This window comes from Alteribacter keqinensis, assembly GCF_003710255.1.
Classification (GTDB): domain Bacteria; phylum Bacillota; class Bacilli; order Bacillales; family Salisediminibacteriaceae; genus Alteribacter; species Alteribacter keqinensis.
In genome coordinates this window covers 518,433-536,318 of the sequence record NZ_RHIB01000002.1, presented here as the reverse complement: position 1 = coordinate 536,318, position 17,886 = coordinate 518,433, and the positions used below count along the sequence as shown (strand labels likewise).

General features: G+C 49.0%; 20 protein-coding genes and 1 pseudogene. All 21 read left to right on the top strand.

Annotated elements, in window-relative coordinates; genetic code table 11:
• Positions 1-191 precede the first annotated feature (191 nt).
• The 21 genes and pseudogenes from EBO34_RS14030 to EBO34_RS13930 all read left to right on the top strand — a co-directional run bounded on the left by EBO34_RS14030 (position 192) and on the right by EBO34_RS13930 (position 17,883).
• Complete coding sequence (locus EBO34_RS14030; protein ID WP_122899608.1) at positions 192-422, top strand: AtpZ/AtpI family protein; 231 nt, start codon at positions 192-194, stop codon at positions 420-422.
• Positions 422-787, top strand: a complete 366-nt coding sequence (locus EBO34_RS14025) for an ATP synthase subunit I (RefSeq protein WP_122899606.1) — start codon at positions 422-424, stop codon at positions 785-787. The genes EBO34_RS14030 and EBO34_RS14025 overlap by 1 nt, the downstream gene beginning before the upstream one ends.
• A 66-nt stretch (positions 788-853) precedes the next feature.
• The gene (atpB, locus tag EBO34_RS14020) at positions 854-1,579 is read left to right on the top strand and encodes a F0F1 ATP synthase subunit A (protein WP_122899604.1); all 726 of its coding nucleotides are present in this window, start codon (positions 854-856) and stop codon (positions 1,577-1,579) included.
• Positions 1,580-1,662: 83 nt separating this feature from the next.
• A complete protein-coding gene (atpE, locus tag EBO34_RS14015; RefSeq protein ID WP_122899602.1) occupies positions 1,663-1,884 on the top strand; it encodes a F0F1 ATP synthase subunit C in 222 nt (73 codons plus the stop codon).
• Positions 1,885-2,005: 121 nt separating this feature from the next.
• Positions 2,006-2,497, top strand: coding sequence for a F0F1 ATP synthase subunit B (atpF, locus tag EBO34_RS14010; protein ID WP_122899600.1), 492 nt, complete (start codon positions 2,006-2,008; stop codon positions 2,495-2,497).
• Complete coding sequence (locus EBO34_RS14005; RefSeq protein WP_122899598.1) at positions 2,494-3,048, top strand: F0F1 ATP synthase subunit delta; 555 nt, start codon at positions 2,494-2,496, stop codon at positions 3,046-3,048. Before atpF ends, EBO34_RS14005 begins: the two co-directional genes overlap by 4 nt.
• Positions 3,049-3,059: 11 nt before the next feature.
• The gene (gene atpA, locus EBO34_RS14000; protein ID WP_122899596.1) at positions 3,060-4,562 is read left to right on the top strand and encodes a F0F1 ATP synthase subunit alpha; all 1,503 of its coding nucleotides are present in this window, start codon (positions 3,060-3,062) and stop codon (positions 4,560-4,562) included.
• Positions 4,563-4,753: 191 nt separating this feature from the next.
• Complete coding sequence (gene atpG, locus EBO34_RS13995) at positions 4,754-5,626, top strand: ATP synthase F1 subunit gamma (RefSeq protein WP_122899594.1); 873 nt, start codon at positions 4,754-4,756, stop codon at positions 5,624-5,626.
• Positions 5,627-5,664: 38 nt separating this feature from the next.
• Positions 5,665-7,077: a F0F1 ATP synthase subunit beta gene (atpD, locus tag EBO34_RS13990; protein WP_122899592.1), complete on the top strand. Its 1,413-nt coding sequence runs from the start codon at positions 5,665-5,667 to the stop codon at positions 7,075-7,077.
• A gap of 146 nt (positions 7,078-7,223) precedes the next feature.
• A complete protein-coding gene (locus EBO34_RS13985; RefSeq protein ID WP_122899590.1) occupies positions 7,224-7,625 on the top strand; it encodes a F0F1 ATP synthase subunit epsilon in 402 nt (133 codons plus the stop codon).
• A gap of 259 nt (positions 7,626-7,884) precedes the next feature.
• A complete protein-coding gene (locus EBO34_RS13980; RefSeq protein ID WP_122899588.1) occupies positions 7,885-8,865 on the top strand; it encodes a nuclease-related domain-containing protein in 981 nt (326 codons plus the stop codon).
• Positions 8,866-9,289: 424 nt separating this feature from the next.
• Positions 9,290-9,661, top strand: a complete 372-nt coding sequence (locus EBO34_RS13975) for an NADH-quinone oxidoreductase subunit A (protein ID WP_122899586.1) — start codon at positions 9,290-9,292, stop codon at positions 9,659-9,661.
• On the top strand, positions 9,652-10,179 hold the full coding sequence (locus EBO34_RS13970) for a NuoB/complex I 20 kDa subunit family protein (protein ID WP_122899584.1): 528 nt from the start codon (positions 9,652-9,654) through the stop codon (positions 10,177-10,179). The genes EBO34_RS13975 and EBO34_RS13970 overlap by 10 nt, the downstream gene beginning before the upstream one ends.
• Positions 10,176-10,655 (top strand): NADH-quinone oxidoreductase subunit C, encoded by a 480-nt coding sequence (locus EBO34_RS13965; protein WP_122899582.1) that lies wholly within the window; start codon positions 10,176-10,178, stop codon positions 10,653-10,655. Before EBO34_RS13970 ends, EBO34_RS13965 begins: the two co-directional genes overlap by 4 nt.
• Before the next feature lie 12 nt (positions 10,656-10,667).
• Positions 10,668-11,777: an NADH-quinone oxidoreductase subunit D gene (locus EBO34_RS13960; RefSeq protein WP_122899580.1), complete on the top strand. Its 1,110-nt coding sequence runs from the start codon at positions 10,668-10,670 to the stop codon at positions 11,775-11,777.
• Between the two features lie 14 nt (positions 11,778-11,791).
• Entirely contained in the window at positions 11,792-12,736 is a 945-nt protein-coding gene (nuoH, locus tag EBO34_RS13955; RefSeq protein WP_122900115.1) for an NADH-quinone oxidoreductase subunit NuoH, read from the top strand.
• Between the two features lie 4 nt (positions 12,737-12,740).
• Positions 12,741-13,127 (top strand): annotated as a pseudogene (locus EBO34_RS20945) (NuoI/complex I 23 kDa subunit family protein); the annotation flags it as partial.
• 521 nt (positions 13,128-13,648) lie between these two features.
• Positions 13,649-14,146, top strand: a complete 498-nt coding sequence (locus tag EBO34_RS13945) for an NADH-quinone oxidoreductase subunit J (protein ID WP_122899576.1) — start codon at positions 13,649-13,651, stop codon at positions 14,144-14,146.
• Positions 14,143-14,457: an NADH-quinone oxidoreductase subunit NuoK gene (nuoK, locus tag EBO34_RS13940; protein WP_122899574.1), complete on the top strand. Its 315-nt coding sequence runs from the start codon at positions 14,143-14,145 to the stop codon at positions 14,455-14,457. Before EBO34_RS13945 ends, nuoK begins: the two co-directional genes overlap by 4 nt.
• 34 nt (positions 14,458-14,491) lie before the next feature.
• Positions 14,492-16,354, top strand: a complete 1,863-nt coding sequence (gene nuoL, locus EBO34_RS13935; protein ID WP_122899572.1) for an NADH-quinone oxidoreductase subunit L — start codon at positions 14,492-14,494, stop codon at positions 16,352-16,354.
• Positions 16,351-17,883 (top strand): complex I subunit 4 family protein, encoded by a 1,533-nt coding sequence (locus EBO34_RS13930; protein WP_122899570.1) that lies wholly within the window; start codon positions 16,351-16,353, stop codon positions 17,881-17,883. The genes nuoL and EBO34_RS13930 overlap by 4 nt, the downstream gene beginning before the upstream one ends.
• Positions 17,884-17,886 lie beyond the last annotated feature (3 nt).

Here is a 17,886-nt window from a genome sequence, read left to right as displayed (position 1 = left end):
GACACAAGAGGGGCTCTATTATACGATTACAAGGGGGATTTACCACCTTTGTACATAATTGTGTCATCGTTTTCAGTCGGCCGGGCGGAGCTTGTTATCCGGCATGAGGATTCTAAAAAGTCTGATATTTCGACGTGCTTTTTGAATCGTTCAAACAACTGTTTAACGACGTCGCAGATCGGAGGAAGAAGATGGCTGACGAACCGCAGTTCAAGTCTTTGATGCGGAAGATGGCGTTAGTATCCACGATCACTTCCTACCTCATTGGTGCCATTCTTGTCGGCGTGCTCGGCGGGAGATGGCTTGACCAGCACTATGAGACAGGGGGGCTGCTTCTGGCGCTCGGGTTTGTTATCGGGCTTGGAGCAGGTGTGTACGGGATTTACCAGGTACTCAAGAGGTTTATGGGAGACGATATGTAATGGAGTTTCGCAGTACAGCAAGACGAATATCGCTTTATGCATTCGTCCTCATTGGTTTATATGCCTTGCTGGCGGTGGTCACACCCTATGAAACCGTGTTTTTCGGTCTCATACTCGGTACAGCATTCAGTCTTTTGAATCTGCTCACCACCTATGTACAAGTAAAACGAGTAAGTAACGCGGTACTCGGGAGAACCAAGTTTGCCTTTGGAACGGCAAGCAGGATCCTGACGGCAGTTGCCTGTATTCTGGTCACCGTGAACTTTCCGGATTTTTTTAATCTTGCTGGTGCGATCATAGGACTTATGAGTACCTATGCCATCATCATGATAGAACCTATTTTTCATATTAAGCGTTTACAGTGACGACGGTGTTTGTACTTCGTTGAACAAACTTAGCCGTTGCAGAAGCGAGAAAAGAGGTGAAAGTAATTGGAACATCAAGAGCTAGTGATTGAACTCTTTGGGATTTCCTGGCTTGCCATGAACGTAACGAACATGATTACCGTCACGGCAACGCTTCTTATCATCTTCCTGGTCTGTTTCTTCATGTCCAGAACCATTAAGATGTATCCGACAGGTGCCCAGAACGCCCTCGAATACCTTGTGCAGTTTGTTAAGAACATTATCAGCGCAAACATGGCCTGGGAAAAAGGGAAGAACTTTATCATGCTCGGTATTACCATTATCCTTTATGTGTTTACGGCAAATATGCTCGGTCTGCCTTTTGAGATCGTAACGGAGCCTGGACACTATGTGTGGTGGAAGTCACCGACATCCAATGCCTATCTGACATTGACATTGGCAGCCATGATCGTGTTACTCACACATTTCTATGGCGTTAAGATGAAGGGGCCGAAAGAATACACGAAAGACTATTTCCGACCTGTATTCTTCTTATTCCCATTCAAGATCATTGAGGAGATTGCCAACACTCTTACACTTGGAATGCGTTTGTTTGGTAACGTATTTGCAAAAGAGATTCTCATGATTATGATTGTAGGTCTTGGAACCTCCGGAGTCCTTTGGGGGATTCTCGCATTCGCACCACTCGTAGTCTGGCAGGCATTCGGACTGTTTATCGGTTCACTCCAGGCATTCATCTTCTGTATGTTAACGATGGTGTACATGAGTCACAAAGTAAATGAAGAACATTAATTTTTGGTACCAACAGCTCTAACAAATTCATGGTAGAGCGTAAGTATAAAACTTTTTTCAGAATTCAAAGGAGGATTTTTTTAATGGGTACTATCGCTATTGGAGTAGGTATTGTTGCAGGTCTTGCAGCACTTGCGGGTGCACTTGGAGTTGCAATTGTTGTAAAGGGAACGTTGGAAGGAATCACTCGTCAGCCTGAGCTTAAAGGACAACTGCAAACAGTAATGTTCATCGGTATTCCACTTGTAGAGGCCGTTCCGATCATCGCAATCGTTATTTCGATCCTGCTATACGGACAAATGTAATAACGCCGGCGTCCTCATAGGACAAGCCGGAACTGATTTAGAACTTATATGGCGGAGAACGTTTGGATCACATACATCTTCGCCTTTCCTTATGTATGATTGAAGTAAAGGGGGCAGAACTGTGTTAGGACCATTTACAATCGTTGATGTTCTCTTCCAGCTCGCAGGTTTCGTCGTTCTCTTGCTCATCTTGAAGAAATATGCTTTCGGTCCGATTATGGACATGATGGAAAAGCGAGAGAAACACGTAGCAGAACAGATTTCTACTGCGGAAAAGAACCGCGAAGAGTCGGAAAAGTATCTTGAAGAACAGCGTGAAGCGATCAAAACAGCGAGAGCAGAAGCGAAGGAAATCGTGGAAAACGCTCGCAAGCAGGCTGAACGTCAGGAAAAAGACATTATTGCCAATGCTGAAAAGCAGGCTGAACGTAAATTGCAAGAAGCACTTGCTTCTATTAAGCAAGAAGAAGAACAAGCGATCTCTGCACTTCGTGAGCAAGTTTCGACCTTGTCTGTACTGGTTGCAACGAAGGTTATTGAAAAAGAGCTGGATGATAAAGAACAAGAGAAGCTTATTCAGGAAACTCTTAAAGAAGTGGGTCAGACGGTATGAAACGGGACCCGTTAGCGTATCGTTACGCCAATGCTCTTTTTGACCTTGCCAAGGAGCGCGACCAGCTCGAGCTCATTGGTGAGGAGTTGCAGGCAGTAAAGGATGTTTTTGAAGAGACGAACCTTCTTGACGAAGTGTTCAGACACCCAAGCATCACGAATGAAGAAAAGAAATCGTTGTTAAAAACGCATTTCGGCACACAGGTGTCAGGAGCGGTGATGAACCTGCTGTTCCTGCTCGTTGACCGGAAGCGCATCAGCATCATTTTGGCTGTTGCTGACGAATATAAGCGTCTTTCCTACGCATCAAGAGGCGTTGCTGAAGCCACTGTGTATACAGCAAAGCCGCTTAGCGAAGAAGAAAGACAAGCGGTGAAAGATACGTTCGCGAAGAAGACGAACACTGGGGAGCTTCTTCTTGATGAAGTAAACGATCCTGACGTCCTTGGCGGATTTAAAATCCGAATCGGTGACCGCGTCTTTGACGCAAGTGTCGCAAGTCAGCTTGAACGTATTCATAAGCGTATGATTTATGGGAACGCAAGTAGATAGGGGTGAAGCAAATGAGCATCAGAGCCGATGAAATCAGCTCTCTGATAAAGAAGCAGATTGAAGATTATCAGTCTGAAATTCAAGTAAATGAAGTCGGCACCGTAATCCGAGTTGGTGACGGGATCGCCGTTGCTCACGGACTTGAAAATGTCATGGCCGGTGAGCTTCTGGAATTCTCAAACGGTACAATGGGTATGGCCCAGAACCTTGAGGAAGATACAGTAGGTATTATTATTCTTGGACCATACGTGGACATCCACGAAGGTGACGAGGTTAAACGTACCGGACGCATCATGGAGGTTCCTGTAGGGGAAGCCCTTCTGGGACGCGTAGTAGACCCACTTGGAAACCCGCTGGACGGGCAGGGGGAAATCGAGTCAGAAAAGCGCCGTCCAATCGAAAGCCCGGCACCAGGGGTTATGGACCGTAAATCTGTACACGAACCACTACAAACAGGAATTAAAGCAATTGACTCTCTTATCCCGATCGGCCGTGGACAGCGTGAGCTTGTTATCGGAGACCGTCAAACGGGTAAAACAGCAATTGCAATCGATACAATCATTAACCAGGCAGACCAGGACATGATTTGTATTTACGTCGCGATCGGTCAAAAGGAATCTACAGTGGCAGGGGTAGTAGAAACACTACGTCAGCACGGTGCCCTTGATTACACGATCGTTGTAAGTGCGAGTGCGTCCAAGCCTGCACCACTTCTTTACCTTGCTCCGTATACAGGGGTAACAATGGGTGAGGAGTTCATGTACAACGGAAAGCACGTATTGGTTATCTACGATGACCTTTCCAAGCAAGCGGCAGCATATCGTGAGCTTTCCCTTCTGCTTCGTCGTCCTCCAGGCCGTGAAGCATTCCCGGGAGATGTTTTCTACTTGCACAGCCGTCTTCTTGAGCGTGCGGCAAAGCTTTCCGATGCAAAAGGCGGCGGTTCTTTAACTGCACTGCCATTCATCGAAACACAGGCCGGAGATATCTCTGCCTACATTCCAACAAACGTAATTTCCATTACAGACGGACAGATCTTCCTGCAGTCCAACCTTTTCTTCTCCGGTGTACGTCCGGCGATCGACGCTGGTTTATCCGTATCACGGGTAGGGGGATCTGCACAGATCAAAGCGATGAAGAAAGTTGCCGGTACGCTGCGTCTTGACTTGGCGTCCTACCGTGAGCTTGAAGCATTCGCCCAGTTCGGTTCCGACCTTGATAAATCCACTCAGGCGAAACTGAACCGTGGTGCCCGTACTGTAGAAGTTCTTAAACAAGGCCTTCACCAGCCATTAGCTGTAGAGAAACAAGTTGTGATTCTCTTTGCTCTTACAAAAGGCTTCCTTGATGATGTTGCTGTTGAGGATGTACAACGCTTTGAAGCGGACATGTACAGCTACCTTGAGCACAACAACAAGGATCTCTTGGATCACATCCGCACTACAGGAAACCTTCCTGAAGATGCTGATCTCAGAAAAGCGATCGAAGACTTCAAAAAGACATTTAACGCTTAATAACAGATTGGGAGCGGCTGTCTCCATTTCAGCCGCTCCGTCCCTGAGAAGGACGGTCAACCGTTAAGCGGCAGGCTGTGAGGTTACGAGGGTAACAGTGTCAATAACACACAGCCGGGTCGGAAAGAACAGACGCCCTTTTGCCCGGACAAAGAGGACAGCGAGTTTTGAAAAAAAGGTGGTGAAGTACGATGGCTTCTCTTAGAGATATTAAGTCTAAAATTACGTCTACAAAAAAGACGAAACAGATTACCAAAGCGATGCAGATGGTTTCTGCTGCCAAGCTGAACAAGGCGCAGAACAAAGCTCAGTCGTTTTGGCCATACACACAGAAGATTCGTGATGTTGTTATGAGTATCGCTACAGGAACCGGGGCATCCCACCCGATGCTTGAGGCCCGTGACGAAGTGAAAAAGACAGCTTATCTTGTCATCACATCGGATCGCGGTCTTTGCGGTGCCTACAACAGCGGTCTGTTAAGACACACGATGAATACGATTAACGAGCGGCACAAGTCCCAGGATGAATATGGGATTATCGTGATTGGAAAAATCGGACGTGATTTCTTCAAGAAGCGTAACATGCCAATCTACCAGGAAATTGTAAGTATTTCCGATCAGCCAAGCTATGCAGACATTAAAAATATCGCTGCCACCACTGTTGAGATGTTCACAGACGAGGTGTTTGATGAGATTTATCTCCATTACAACCACTTTGTGAGTGCCATTTCACAGGAAATCACTGAAACAAAGCTCCTTCCTCTTACGGACTTTGACGGAAGTGAGAAGGAAGCGAGCGGTGATACGCCAACGTATGAATATGAGCCGAACGAGGAAGCGATTCTTGAAAAGCTTCTTCCACACTACGCAGAAAGCTTGGTGTTCGGCGCATTATTAGATGGTAAAGCCAGTGAGTTCGGAGCGCGTATGACTGCGATGAGCGCAGCCACAGACAATGCTTCTGATATGATTGACCAGCTGAACTTGCGCTATAACCGTGCAAGACAGGCCGCGATTACGCAGGAGATCAATGAAATTGTAGGTGGAGCATCAGCTCTCGAATAACGTTCATTCGTGTTCATAGGAAGTGAGGAGGAAAGATGATGAATAAAGGACGCGTCACTCAAGTAACAGGACCGGTTGTAGACGTAAAGTTCAACCGCGGAGAATTACCTGAGATCTATAACGCGATTAAAATCCAGCACAAAGCTCAATCCTCTGGTGAAGTGGACGTCGACGTAACGTTAGAGGTTGCCCTTCACCTGGGTGATGACTCCGTGCGTACGATTGCCATGGGATCCACTGACGGATTGACCCGCGGGCTGGAAGTAGTCGATACAGGTAAGCCAATCGCAGTACCAGTAGGGGACGCAACTCTCGGACGTGTATTTAACGTTCTTGGGGAAGCGATCGACCTTGGAGAGGAAGTAGCTGAAAGTGTGCAGCGTGACCCGATTCACCGCGAAGCACCGAAGTACGAGGAACTTTCCACTGAAACAGAAATCCTTGAAACAGGAATCAAAGTCGTTGACCTCTTGGCTCCTTACATCAAGGGTGGTAAGATCGGTCTCTTCGGAGGTGCCGGCGTAGGTAAAACGGTACTTATCCAGGAGCTTATCAACAACATCGCACAGGAGCACGGTGGTATTTCCGTATTCGCAGGTGTTGGTGAGCGTACCCGTGAAGGTAACGACTTGTACCACGAAATGACGGATTCCGGCGTAATCAAGAAAACATCCATGGTATTCGGTCAGATGAACGAGCCGCCTGGTGCACGTATGCGTGTTGCCCTGTCCGGTCTTACAATGGCTGAGCACTTCCGTGATGAAAAAGGTGCCGACGTACTTCTTTTCGTTGATAACATCTTCCGATTTACGCAAGCCGGTGGTGAGGTATCCGCCCTACTCGGACGTATGCCGTCTGCCGTAGGTTACCAGCCTACACTTGCAACGGAGATGGGTATGCTCCAGGAGCGTATCACGTCTACGAAGAAAGGTTCGGTAACATCCATCCAGGCGATCTACGTACCTGCCGATGACTACACTGACCCGGCACCGGCTACAACGTTCGCCCACTTGGACGCAACAACTAACCTTGAGCGTAAACTTTCGGAGATGGGTATCTACCCGGCCGTTGACCCACTGGCGTCAACGTCCCGTGCGTTGTCCCCTGAGATCGTTGGAGAAGAACACTACAACGTTTCCCGTGAAGTTCAGCAGACGCTTCAAAAATACAAAGAGCTTCAGGACATCATCGCCATTCTTGGTATGGATGAGCTCTCTGAAGAAGATAAGCTTGTCGTACACCGAGCTCGTCGTATTCAGTTCTTCCTATCCCAGAACTTCCACGTTGCCGAGCAGTTCACAGGCCAGAAAGGTTCTTACGTACCAGTTAAAGAAACCATCCGCGGCTTCCGTGAAATCCTGGACGGCAAATACGACGACCTTCCAGAGGATGCCTTCCGTCTTGTCGGACGCATCGAAGAAGTCGTTGAAAAAGCGAAGGAAATGGAATAACAAGCCGGCATTGCGAGTGACGGCGGGGGTGGCTGGGCGGCGCTGCGGTAAAGCGGTGCCCAGCCACCACGCCGGGGGTCTGACCCCGCTCCGCCTTTTTATGAGGCTGGGGAGTCACTTGTAAAAGCGGTGAAGGAGGATAAACCATGAAGACGATGCAGGTCAATGTCGTCACTCCCGATGGCAGTGTCTTCGAAGCAGAGGCCAATATGGTCAGTGTGAAAGCAGAGGAAGGTGAGCTCGGTGTTTTGCCAGGTCACATTCCCCTCGTCACACCTCTTCGCATCGGCCCTGTCCGAATCAAGCAAGACAATCAAGTCCATCTGGTGGCGGTAAACGGCGGCTTCATGGAAGTTCGCCGAGATGAAGTCAACATTCTGGCTGAATCAGCCGAATTGCCAACGGACATCGACGTCGTGAGAGCCCGTGCTGCCAAAGAGCGTGCCCAGCGCCGTCTGGACGTTGCCAAGCAGGACAACATCGACTTCCGCCGCGCGGAGCTCGCACTGAAGCGTGCGATCAACCGCCTGGAAGTATCAGGAGAATAATGTTTTAGTACAGCACCCCCGGTTCCGCATATATGAATGCGCTGAGCCGGGGATGTTTAGTAAGATAGTTTTTTGAAGAGAGGGAGGTGTCGAACCGCGTCGATTTTTGACTAATTCTCTTTAAGTGGGTAGAAGTTCTGCATAAAACGTCCGAAAGTCTGCATAAACCTCTGAAAGTTCTCCATAAATCCTCCCAAACTCTGCATAAAATCAATAAAGTTCTCCATAAAAACCTCCCCCGAAAGGAAGTTACCTCTAAATGTTCATAAAACCCATCCAAAAACCAGCAAAACTACTCCAATACGAAGCGTTAAGTAGAAGATTGGCCGATTCCCATCCTAAAAAAGAAGAAATCGTTGCAAGATACCACTCAGAAAGAAGCGGCTTTAAAGGAGAAGAGTCCATGGGATACTATCTCAACAGCCATGAACTCGAACAATGGAAAATCTTCCACAATATTAAACTCCACGACGGTTCTTCAACCTTCCAAATCGATTTCCTGCTGGTATCCCCCACACTCATATCAATTCTCGAAATCAAAAATATCTCAGGGAAGCTACGCTTCGAACCAGACCTGCAGCAAGTCATCTGGACAAATAAGCAAGGAATAGTAAAAATCCTTCCCGACTTTGTTATCCAGGTAAACACCCAGAAACGAAAACTTGCACACTGGCTTCGAAAAAATAAATACCCCAACATTTCAATTGCCCCATTGGTCATTATTACTAATCCACGCTGCCTCCTGGAAGTCCCTGACCACTGTAAAAAACACTCATCACTATCCGCTATCATAAGGAATTCTCTTTTCCCGTCCAAATTCTCAAACCTCATTGAATCACACAACGATCTTCTGTTAAAAAAACTACAGCTCAATAAACTCACCAAGCACATCCTCAGAGAAGACGTTTCTTCCGGCGAAGATGTATTAAGTAAATACGCATTCTCTTTAACTGACCTTCACACAGGGTTTTACTGCCGGAAATGCGAGAACTTCTCAAATGAAAAACGCAGACAATCATGGAGATGTATCATCTGCGGCCAAACAATTACAACTCAGGAACCCTTGCTTCAGGCTCTGAGAGACTATAAATACTTGTTCAATCACACTATCTCAAACCAACAATTCCGTTGGTTCACGAATTCATCTTCACGAGCAGATGCCTATTACCTGCTAAAAAGTTTAAACCTCCCCACAACCGGCGCAAAGAAATCCACCACCTACGACCTCACCGACCTATAACTTGCCGCTCAGCCCCACGAACAACCCAACCACAACCCAACCACAACCCAACCCTTTACCGACCCAAGCCATTTTACGCTCCGCTCAGCAAAATCCAAAACCCGTCCCCCATCCAAGCACTTCGAAATTTCCACTGATAATCCTGTCCATCCACTCATACCATTTATTGAGGCACACTAAAAAGTCAGGCCTGTGCAGCAGCAAACCTCTGCACATTGCCTGACCTAAAACCACACTGCCTTGAAAAGACCCAGCCGCACCTGTCAAAAGGAGGGACCAGCCGACCATCATAGACCGCGCAAAAACGCAAAAGATGACGAACCTTGACTAAAGTTCAGATAATTCGGAATACTATAGACGGATAATTCCAAGCTTTGGTATACTTTGGGAGAGTAAGACTTGACGAATGGAGGGGAGTGACAGTATGGATTTAGCGCTTTATTACGAAAATTACACTTATGTGGTGATCTTTTTGCTGCTTGGTGTGGCGCTGCCGGTTGCAGCTTTAACATTTGGAAGGCTAGTAAGACCGAAGAATCCTTATGAAGAAAAGCTCGTTACCTATGAAAGTGGAATAAAACCAACGGGTGACGCGCAGGTTCGCTTTCACGTCGCTTACTATATCGTTGCACTCGAATTTATCATTTTTGATGTTGAAACCGTTTTCTTATATCCGTGGGCCGTTACCCTCGACCAGCTTGGCTGGGTGGGCCTAAATGCCATGCTCATCTTCATCTTCATTTTAGCCTTAGGGCTTGCATACTCCTGGAAAAAGAAGGTGCTTGAATGGAACTAAAAGGATTTCAAGACTTAGAACGATACGACCCGAGACTCGCTGAAGACCTAAAGAGAAATGTATTTTTCACCAAAGTCGAGCAGGTAAAAGCCTGGGCCCGTACACGGTCACTATGGCCCCTCACATTTGGACTTGCCTGCTGCGCCATCGAAATGATGGGAACAGGAGCGGCGCGCTACGACTTTGACCGTTTCGGTGTTATCTTCCGTGCATCCCCGCGCCATGCGGATCTCATGATCGTCGCGGGCACCGTGACTGCAAAAATGGCACCGGTACTCAGACAGCTGTATGACCAGATGCCCGAGCCCAAATGGGTGATCGCCATGGGTTCTTGCGCCACATGCGGCGGCCCTTACAAAGATGCGTACAGCGTTCTGAACGGCGTGGACAAAATCGTCCCCGTTGACGTTTATGTTCCCGGATGCCCGCCGACACCACCGGCCCTTCTCGACGGCGTCGAGCTGCTCAGGAAAAAAATCCGCGACGAAGCAGCAGGGAAGCAGGTGGTCAAAAAATGAGCGAGGAGCTTCTCGACACCATTACCCGGCGGATCGAGGGCCTTCAGGGTGAAGGCTCAGTCCTTGAAGCGACAATGAATTTTTCCAAACCGATGATCACCCTTGATACCTCACAATGGACACCGCAAGTAGCACAGCTGCTTCACAACGATCCCGAACTGAAGTTTAATTTTCTCAGCTGCCTCACAGGAATTGACTACGAAGAACACATGGAAGTTATCTATAATCTCTATTCAATACCTCACGACTATTATCTGTATGTAAAAGTAAAAACGCCACGGGACACACCGAGCGTACAGTCAGTTCAGCCGATCTGGAAAACGGCAGACTGGCTCGAGCGGGAAACGTACGACCTTTTAGGCATTGAATTCCCCGGTCACTACAACTTAAAACGCATTTTACTCGACGACGACTGGGAAGGACACCCGCTCAGAAAGGACTACGTTACAGACAAAAAAGCACTGGGACTGGATTAAGGGGGCAACAGGATGTCAATTCGCACAGAACAAATGACATTAAACATGGGGCCGCAGCACCCCAGTACACACGGGGTATTCCGGCTCATCCTCACCATCGAGGGGGAAACAATTAAACACGCCGAACCGGTCATCGGCTACCTGCACAGAGGCTCTGAAAAACTCGCCGAAGGGCTTTTGTACACCCAGTTCATACCCTACACCGACCGGCTCGATTACTTAAACGCCATGACCAACAACTACATCTACTGTGCCGGAGTGGAGGAACTCCTCGAATGGGAAATTCCCGAGCGCGCCGAGTACCTCCGCGTTCTCGTTATGGAACTGAACCGCATCGCCAGCCACCTCGTCTGGTGGGGCACATTCATGCTCGACATCGGCGCACTCAGTCCGTTCCTTTACGCCTTCCGCGACCGGGACCTCATCCTCGACCGACTGAACGAAATAAGCGGCGCACGAATGACGTTCAACTACGTCCGCATCGGCGGCGTAAAGTGGGACGCGCCAGAGGGCTGGATCGACCGGGTTAAAGAAACAGTGAAAGAGGTCCGGGAAAACATAAAAGAATACGACACGCTGGTTACGGGTAACGAAATTTTCCAGGCACGCACAATCGGTGTCGGGAAGATCAGCCAGGAGGAAGCAATCAACTGGGGCCTCTCAGGACCAATCGCGAGGGGAAGCGGGATTCGCTTTGATCTCCGTAAAGAAGAACCGTACAGCATTTATGACCGGTTTGATTTCGATATTCCTACCTTCAAGGAAGGGGACGTGTACGCCCGTTATAAAACGCGGATTGCCGAAATGCACGAATCTCTCCGGATTATCGAGCAGGCGTGCGAGCAGATTCCTGAAGGGGAAATCATTCATAAAAAAGGCAAACGGATTATGATGATCAAGCCGCCTGCTGGAGAAGTGTACAAACGCTGTGAAGCATCAAAAGGTGAGATTGGCGTTTATATCGTGAGTAACGGCAAAACCCAGCCGTACCGGGTGAAGCTCCGCCGTCCGTCCTTTGTAAACGTCCAGATTTTGCAGGAGCTTCTCATAGATGAGTCGATCGCCAATCTCGTAGCGATCTTCGGAAGCCTTGACGTGGTGCTTGGGGAGGTGGATGCGTAGTGGACCTCGTGTTCATGATCGTCTACGCCGTCTGTCTCATGCTCCTTCTTCTCGGGGCTGTCACATACGCGATCCTTTTCGAACGGAAGGTGATCGGCTATATGCAGGTGCGAATCGGCCCGAACAGGCACGGTCCATGGGGGATGCTTCAGACGGTCGCCGATGTGTCGAAGCTTCTGATGAAAGAAGACGTCATCCCCCGGGCTGCAGACCGGCCGATTTTTATCCTCGCGCCGGTCGTTGCCTTCGTACCGTCGTTTGCCATTTACGCCACAATCCCTTGGAGCGAGAACCTGTACGCTGCCGACCTGAATATCGGAATTCTCTACTTCATCGGGATTTCATCCATTACAACCCTCGGCGTTGTGATGGGGGGATGGGCGTCCAACAACAAATATTCACTCATGGGGGCCATGCGAAGCGTCGCACAGGTGATCAGCTATGAGATTCCCCTCGTTTTGTCCATCGTCGGTGTGGTTATTCTCGCCGGATCGCTCAACTTCCGTGAGATTGTTTTTTACCAGGAATCGATCGGCCTGTGGCTCATCATTCCACAGTTTCTCGGTTTCCTAGTCTACATGATTGCAGCGATTGCCGAGCTGAACCGTTCACCGTTTGATTTGCCCGAAGCTGAATCGGAGCTTGTCTCCGGCTATCACACAGAATACTCCGGTTTCCGGTATGCTTTCTTCATGCTTGCTGAATATACGTACGCCATCGCCATCTCAGCCCTGGCCACAACCCTTTTCCTTGGCGGGTGGCTCGGACCGGCCTTTCTGCCTGGCGTCGTATGGTTTTTACTTAAAATGTGTGTGTTTATGTTCATCTGGTTCTGGCTCCGCGCCACTTTGCCACGCGCTAGGGTCGACCACTTAATGGGCTTCGGATGGAAAGTGCTCATCCCGCTGGCCCTCCTGAACATCGTGATAACGTCGATCATCAAAGTGTGGATGGGGTGATAACATGTTTCGACTGCTCAAAGGATTCGGCGTCACACTGAACTACTTCACGAAAAAGAAATTCACAATCCAATACCCCGAAGAAAAAGTAGAAATGCCGGAACGGTTCCGGGGCGTTCACCGCTTTTTTCCCGAAAAATGCATCGTCTGTGACATGTGCGTAAAAGTGTGTCCCACAGACGTAATCACACTGACGGGTAAAAAGAGCGAGGCGAATCCGAAAAAGAAGGTCATCGACACTTACAACATCGACTTTCAAGGGTGTATCCTCTGTGATTTTTGCACGGAAGTGTGCCCTACGAACGCGATTGTCATGACCGCCAAGTATGACAACCTGTCTTCCTACACAAGAGACGAACACTTTAAAGATATGGGATGGCTCACCGAAAACAAAGTGTTCGGAAACTACACCGAGCCCGATCCAAACGCAGAAGCAGAAAAACCGAAAAGACCCGCCCGTACCAAAACGGGGTCTGACCCTGTGAGAAAAACTTCACAAACAGAGAAAGATCCGAAAGGGGAAGCGGTGAAAGAGAAAAAGGCTCCGGTGAAGACAGAGGCTGAAGCCGAGGTTAAACCGGCTGAGGCTGGGAAAAAAGAAGCGAAGCCTTCTCAGGAAGCTACAAAGCCGGAAGTGGAAGGAAAAGCTTCGGAAGTACCACCTTCAGCTGAAGAGCCTAAGGAACGACCGGTAAAAAAAGAAGCTTCGGAAACCCCGTCAACAACGGAGGAGCCGAAAGCCTCGCCAATGAAAACTGAATCCGAAACTCCGGCAGAAGCGCCTTCCCCGGAGAAGAAAAAGAAAGAAACCGAAGAAGAAACACCGGCCGAGGAGCCAAAAGTACAGTCTGAAGAAGATTCGGCGCCAAAAGAAGCAGAAGAAGTTTCAGAGAGTAAGCGAGGTGGGGGAGAGTGAGTGCTCAAATGACGTTTTTCCTCATTTTCTCGTTTGTGATTATCGTGTGTGCCGTCCTTGTGCTGGCACTGCAGAGGATTTCCCACCGTCTTGTGGCAATGGCGTTCTGCTTTTTCGCCATAGCCGGAATGTACTTTTTACTCCGAGCCGAGTTTATCGGCATCATTCAGATCATGGTTTACGTGGGGGCCATTTCAATTCTCTTCATCTTTGGAATGATGCTCACCGATCACCGGGCGGTCGGGTTCGGACCTGATCGGAGCCGGCTCCATAAGGTGTTCAGTTTTCTCGGTGTTGCCACACTGCTCGGGGGGATGCTGTACGGAATTTTGACGGCTGATTTTGCGGTAAACGAAGAGCCGTTTGTAGGTACTGCCGAAGCCATCGGTCTTGAGCTTTACGGGAATTACCTGATTGCGTTTCAGGGTGTTGCCATCCTTCTTCTGGCTGCTCTCGTCGGTGCAATCGTCATTGCCCGGAAGGAGGCGGACTGACCATGGTTACGGTGAATTTATTTTTAGCCCTTGCGGCGATCCTGTTTTGTATCGGTTTGTACGGTGTCCTCACGAGACGCCATCTCGTTGTGGTACTCATCTGTATCGAGTTGATGCTGAACGCCGTGAACATTAACCTGGTGGCCTTCTCGAGTATCGGACCTTTTGCCAGCATAACCGGGCAGGTGTTCACACTCTTTGTCATCACAGTGGCAGCTGCAGAGGCAGCGGTGGGACTCGCCATTTTAATTGCCCTCTACAGAAACCGTGCATCGATTGACGCCATAAAACAAGACCTCCTTCGCTGGTAGGTCAGGTCGAAAAGATAACAGAAAAGGTGATGGTATGTTACAAAACGCTTGGATCATCCCGGTTTTTCCGTTGATTGCCTTTATCGTCCTGCTCCTTTTTGGGCGGACGTTAAAACATAATGCTGCTTATGTGGGAATAGCTGCCCTGTTCCTCTCCTTTCTTTTTTCCACCATCGTGCTTGTTGAACGGTGGGGAGGGGAGTCCTACACGGGGGTGGCGGAATGGATCACATTCGGTGAAATTACGGTAACGATGGGTTATGAAGTATCGGCACTCAATGCCATGATGCTGTTTGTCGTAACGGCCGTGAGTCTTCTTGTTCACGTTTTTTCGAGACAGTACATGCTTGCCGATGACCGGGTACACGTATTTTACGCCTATCTAGGGCTGTTTTCCTTTTCAATGCTCGGACTCGTTCTTGCCCCGAACATTTTGCAGCTGTTTATTTTCTGGGAGCTGGTAGGACTCTGTTCTTTCCTCCTGGTCGGGTTCTGGTATTTTAAACCGGAAGCAGCAGCGGCGGCGAAAAAAGCCTTTCTCGTTACGCGGATCGGAGACGTAGGGCTTTTAATCGGGCTTATCCTTTTATTCAACGCAACAGGAAGCTTTGAATACGGGGCGGCATTTGAAGCGATCAATGCCGGACTTGTATCAGACACACTTGTGACAGCAATTGCTCTATGTATCTTCCTTGGGGCCGTTGGGAAATCAGCACAGTTTCCCCTGCATGTATGGCTTCCGGATGCCATGGAGGGGCCGACGCCGGTCAGTGCCCTCATTCACGCGGCTACGATGGTAGCGGCCGGTGTGTATCTCGTTGCCGTCACGTATCCGATCTTTCAGGCATCGGGAACAGCTCTCACAGTCGTTGCCTACACCGGAGCGGTCACCGCCAGTTTCGCCGCGTCAATTGCCCTTGTGAATACAGATATTAAACGGATTCTTGCCTATTCCACTGTGAGTCAGCTCGGTCTGATGATGCTCGCTCTTGGAACGGCGGGGTACGTGGCGGGTCTGTTTCACCTGATGACACATGCGTTCTTTAAAGCGCTGCTCTTTTTAGCAGCAGGATCGGTGATTTACACCCTCCATCACAGACAGGACATCAACAAGATGGGCGGTTTGTGGAAAAAAATGAAGATTACCGCTGTGACATTTCTGATTGGCTCACTGGCTATTGCAGGGATCTTTCCCCTCGCAGGGTTCTGGAGCAAGGAAGGCATTCTTGCGGCAGTTTGGGCAAACGGAGATGTGTTCTTGTTTGCGATTGCGATTCTTACATCGTTTATGACTGCGTTCTACATGTTCCGTCTGTTTTTCAAAGTGTTCACCGGTGAATTTCGGGGGGAGGGCAAACTTATAGAGGATGCCCGGGAAAATACAGGCTGGATGACAGTTCCCCTTATCGCTCTTGCCTTTTTCGCTGTAGTGGCGGGAATCATTAACAGTCCGTTAACCGGGTACAGTCTGGAGAGTTTCCTTACTGAAGGACTGGCATTGGGGTCACAGGCACATGGAGGACTGGGGCTGGCTGCTATTTCGCTTCTTGTTGCTGCTGCCGGGATCGGACTGGCGTGGCGGATGTACAGCGGAGCACCTGAACAAAGAGAAACCCGTTCACCTTTTTATAACGTTTTATTGAACAAATATTACATCGATGAACTGTACGACACGGTTATTGTAAAACCGACAATCGGACTCAGCCGACTGCTGTTTGCTGCTGACCGGAGATTAATAGACGGCTCTGTCAATGTTCTTGCCCGTTCCGTCAGAGGGATCGGGAGAACGGCAGGGAAGCAGCATAACGGACAGCTTCAGACATATGGACTTGTGACGGTAGTTGGAAGTCTGGCTGTAATAGCGGTTGCGTTTATCGTCAGGGGGTATTTCGGATGATTCCTAACATTCTCTCGTGGCTCGTATTTTTACCACTTGCAGGGGCTCTTATCCTGCTCGTAATCCCAAGGGAAAATAAAAACGTCATCCGCTCACTGGCAGCGGGGACGGCTTTAATCACACTGATTCTTTCCCTTATTGTGTGGTCGGGTTTTGACAGAGGGGCTTCCAGTGCTCAGATGGGGGTGAGTTATCCCTGGATTGACTTCGGTCTCCTACAGATCAATTATGAGCTTGGGATTGACGGTCTTTCCCTGCCGCTCCTCCTGCTCACAACCGTTGTGACTACCCTCGGAATTTTTGCATCCTTTACAATTCAGGACAGGATTAAAGAGTATTTTGTCTGGACACTCGTTCTCATGACCGGGATGCTCGGTGTGTTTACAGCACTCGATCTGTTCCTGTTCTTTCTTTTCTTTGAACTTACTCTTATTCCTATGTTTTTTATCATCGGAATCTGGGGCGGGAAAAAACGTGAATACGCCTCATTTAAATTTCTGATCTACACAGGGCTTGGGAGTGGCGTGATGTTTCTCGCTTTTATTGCCATGGCTTTCAAAGGTTCAGAGGCAATTGGGGCGGCAGAAGCCACATTCAATATGGCGGCCCTTGCAGACATTTATGCCAACCCTGCAAACCCGGAGGCGGTCAGTGCTGCTTTTAAAACAGGATTGTTTGCTGCTTTACTGCTTGCTTTCGCAGTGAAGTTGCCGATTTTTCCCCTTCACACCTGGCTTCCTGACGCGTATGCCGAAGCGCCTGTAGCAGCAACAATGATTCTGGCCGGTGTTCTTTCAAAGCTCGGAGCCTACGGACTGCTCAGAATCGGTTATGGTATTTTACCCGATCAGGCTGTCTCGTTTGCCACATTCATTGCTGTGCTCGCAGTGATCAATATTCTATACGGTGCGTGTCTGGCGCTTGTTCAGACCGATCTGAAAAAGCTGATTGCCTATGCGAGCATCAGTCATATGGGAATCATTCTTCTCGGTGCGGCTTCTTTTACGGAAGCAGGCCTTCAGGGAGCGATCTTTCAGATGGTTTCCCACGGTGTCATTACCGCTCTCCTGTTCTTCATGGTTGGAGCCATTTACGAACGGACCAAGACCCGGGAACTGTCGGAGCTCGGAGGACTGTCCAAGTCGATTCCGGTGCTCACAGGGTTTATGCTTGCTGCAGCCCTTGCATCTTTGGGACTTCCCGGACTCTCGGGATTTGTGAGTGAACTCCTTGCCTTTATCGGCATTTTCGGTGCTTCGCCGGATGTCATTCCACAGGCTGTGCCCATTGCTGTGATCGGAGCTCTCGGAATCATTCTGACGGCTGCTTACCTCCTCTGGGCGGTGCAGCGGACGGCGTTTGGGCAGCTGAATGAGAGATTTACAGGTCTGAAGGATGCAAGGCCGGTGGAATACATTCCGATGGTCGGTCTTCTTGGAGTGAGTCTCCTGATCGGGATTTATCCGAATGTGTTAAGTGACGTGATAAACAGTACCGTAATTGACTTTGTGTCAAGGATAGGGGGGTAAAGA

Excerpts from the sequence above, each read along its gene's own strand:
- EBO34_RS14030 (WP_122899608.1), top strand. The coding sequence starts at position 192 with ATGGCTGACGAACCGCAGTTCAAGTCTTTGATGCGGAAGATGGCGTTA.
- EBO34_RS14025 (WP_122899606.1), top strand. The coding sequence starts at position 422 with ATGGAGTTTCGCAGTACAGCAAGACGAATATCGCTTTATGCATTCGTC.
- atpE (WP_122899602.1), top strand. The coding sequence starts at position 1,663 with ATGGGTACTATCGCTATTGGAGTAGGTATTGTTGCAGGTCTTGCAGCA.
- EBO34_RS14005 (WP_122899598.1), top strand. The coding sequence starts at position 2,494 with ATGAAACGGGACCCGTTAGCGTATCGTTACGCCAATGCTCTTTTTGAC.
- atpA (WP_122899596.1), top strand. The coding sequence starts at position 3,060 with ATGAGCATCAGAGCCGATGAAATCAGCTCTCTGATAAAGAAGCAGATT.
- atpG (WP_122899594.1), top strand. The coding sequence starts at position 4,754 with ATGGCTTCTCTTAGAGATATTAAGTCTAAAATTACGTCTACAAAAAAG.
- atpD (WP_122899592.1), top strand. The coding sequence starts at position 5,665 with ATGAATAAAGGACGCGTCACTCAAGTAACAGGACCGGTTGTAGACGTA.
- EBO34_RS13985 (WP_122899590.1), top strand. The coding sequence starts at position 7,224 with ATGAAGACGATGCAGGTCAATGTCGTCACTCCCGATGGCAGTGTCTTC.
- EBO34_RS13980 (WP_122899588.1), top strand. The coding sequence starts at position 7,885 with ATGTTCATAAAACCCATCCAAAAACCAGCAAAACTACTCCAATACGAA.
- EBO34_RS13975 (WP_122899586.1), top strand. The coding sequence starts at position 9,290 with ATGGATTTAGCGCTTTATTACGAAAATTACACTTATGTGGTGATCTTT.
- EBO34_RS13970 (WP_122899584.1), top strand. The coding sequence starts at position 9,652 with ATGGAACTAAAAGGATTTCAAGACTTAGAACGATACGACCCGAGACTC.
- EBO34_RS13965 (WP_122899582.1), top strand. The coding sequence starts at position 10,176 with ATGAGCGAGGAGCTTCTCGACACCATTACCCGGCGGATCGAGGGCCTT.
- EBO34_RS13960 (WP_122899580.1), top strand. The coding sequence starts at position 10,668 with ATGTCAATTCGCACAGAACAAATGACATTAAACATGGGGCCGCAGCAC.
- nuoH (WP_122900115.1), top strand. The coding sequence starts at position 11,792 with ATGATCGTCTACGCCGTCTGTCTCATGCTCCTTCTTCTCGGGGCTGTC.
- nuoL (WP_122899572.1), top strand. The coding sequence starts at position 14,492 with ATGTTACAAAACGCTTGGATCATCCCGGTTTTTCCGTTGATTGCCTTT.
- EBO34_RS13930 (WP_122899570.1), top strand. The coding sequence starts at position 16,351 with ATGATTCCTAACATTCTCTCGTGGCTCGTATTTTTACCACTTGCAGGG.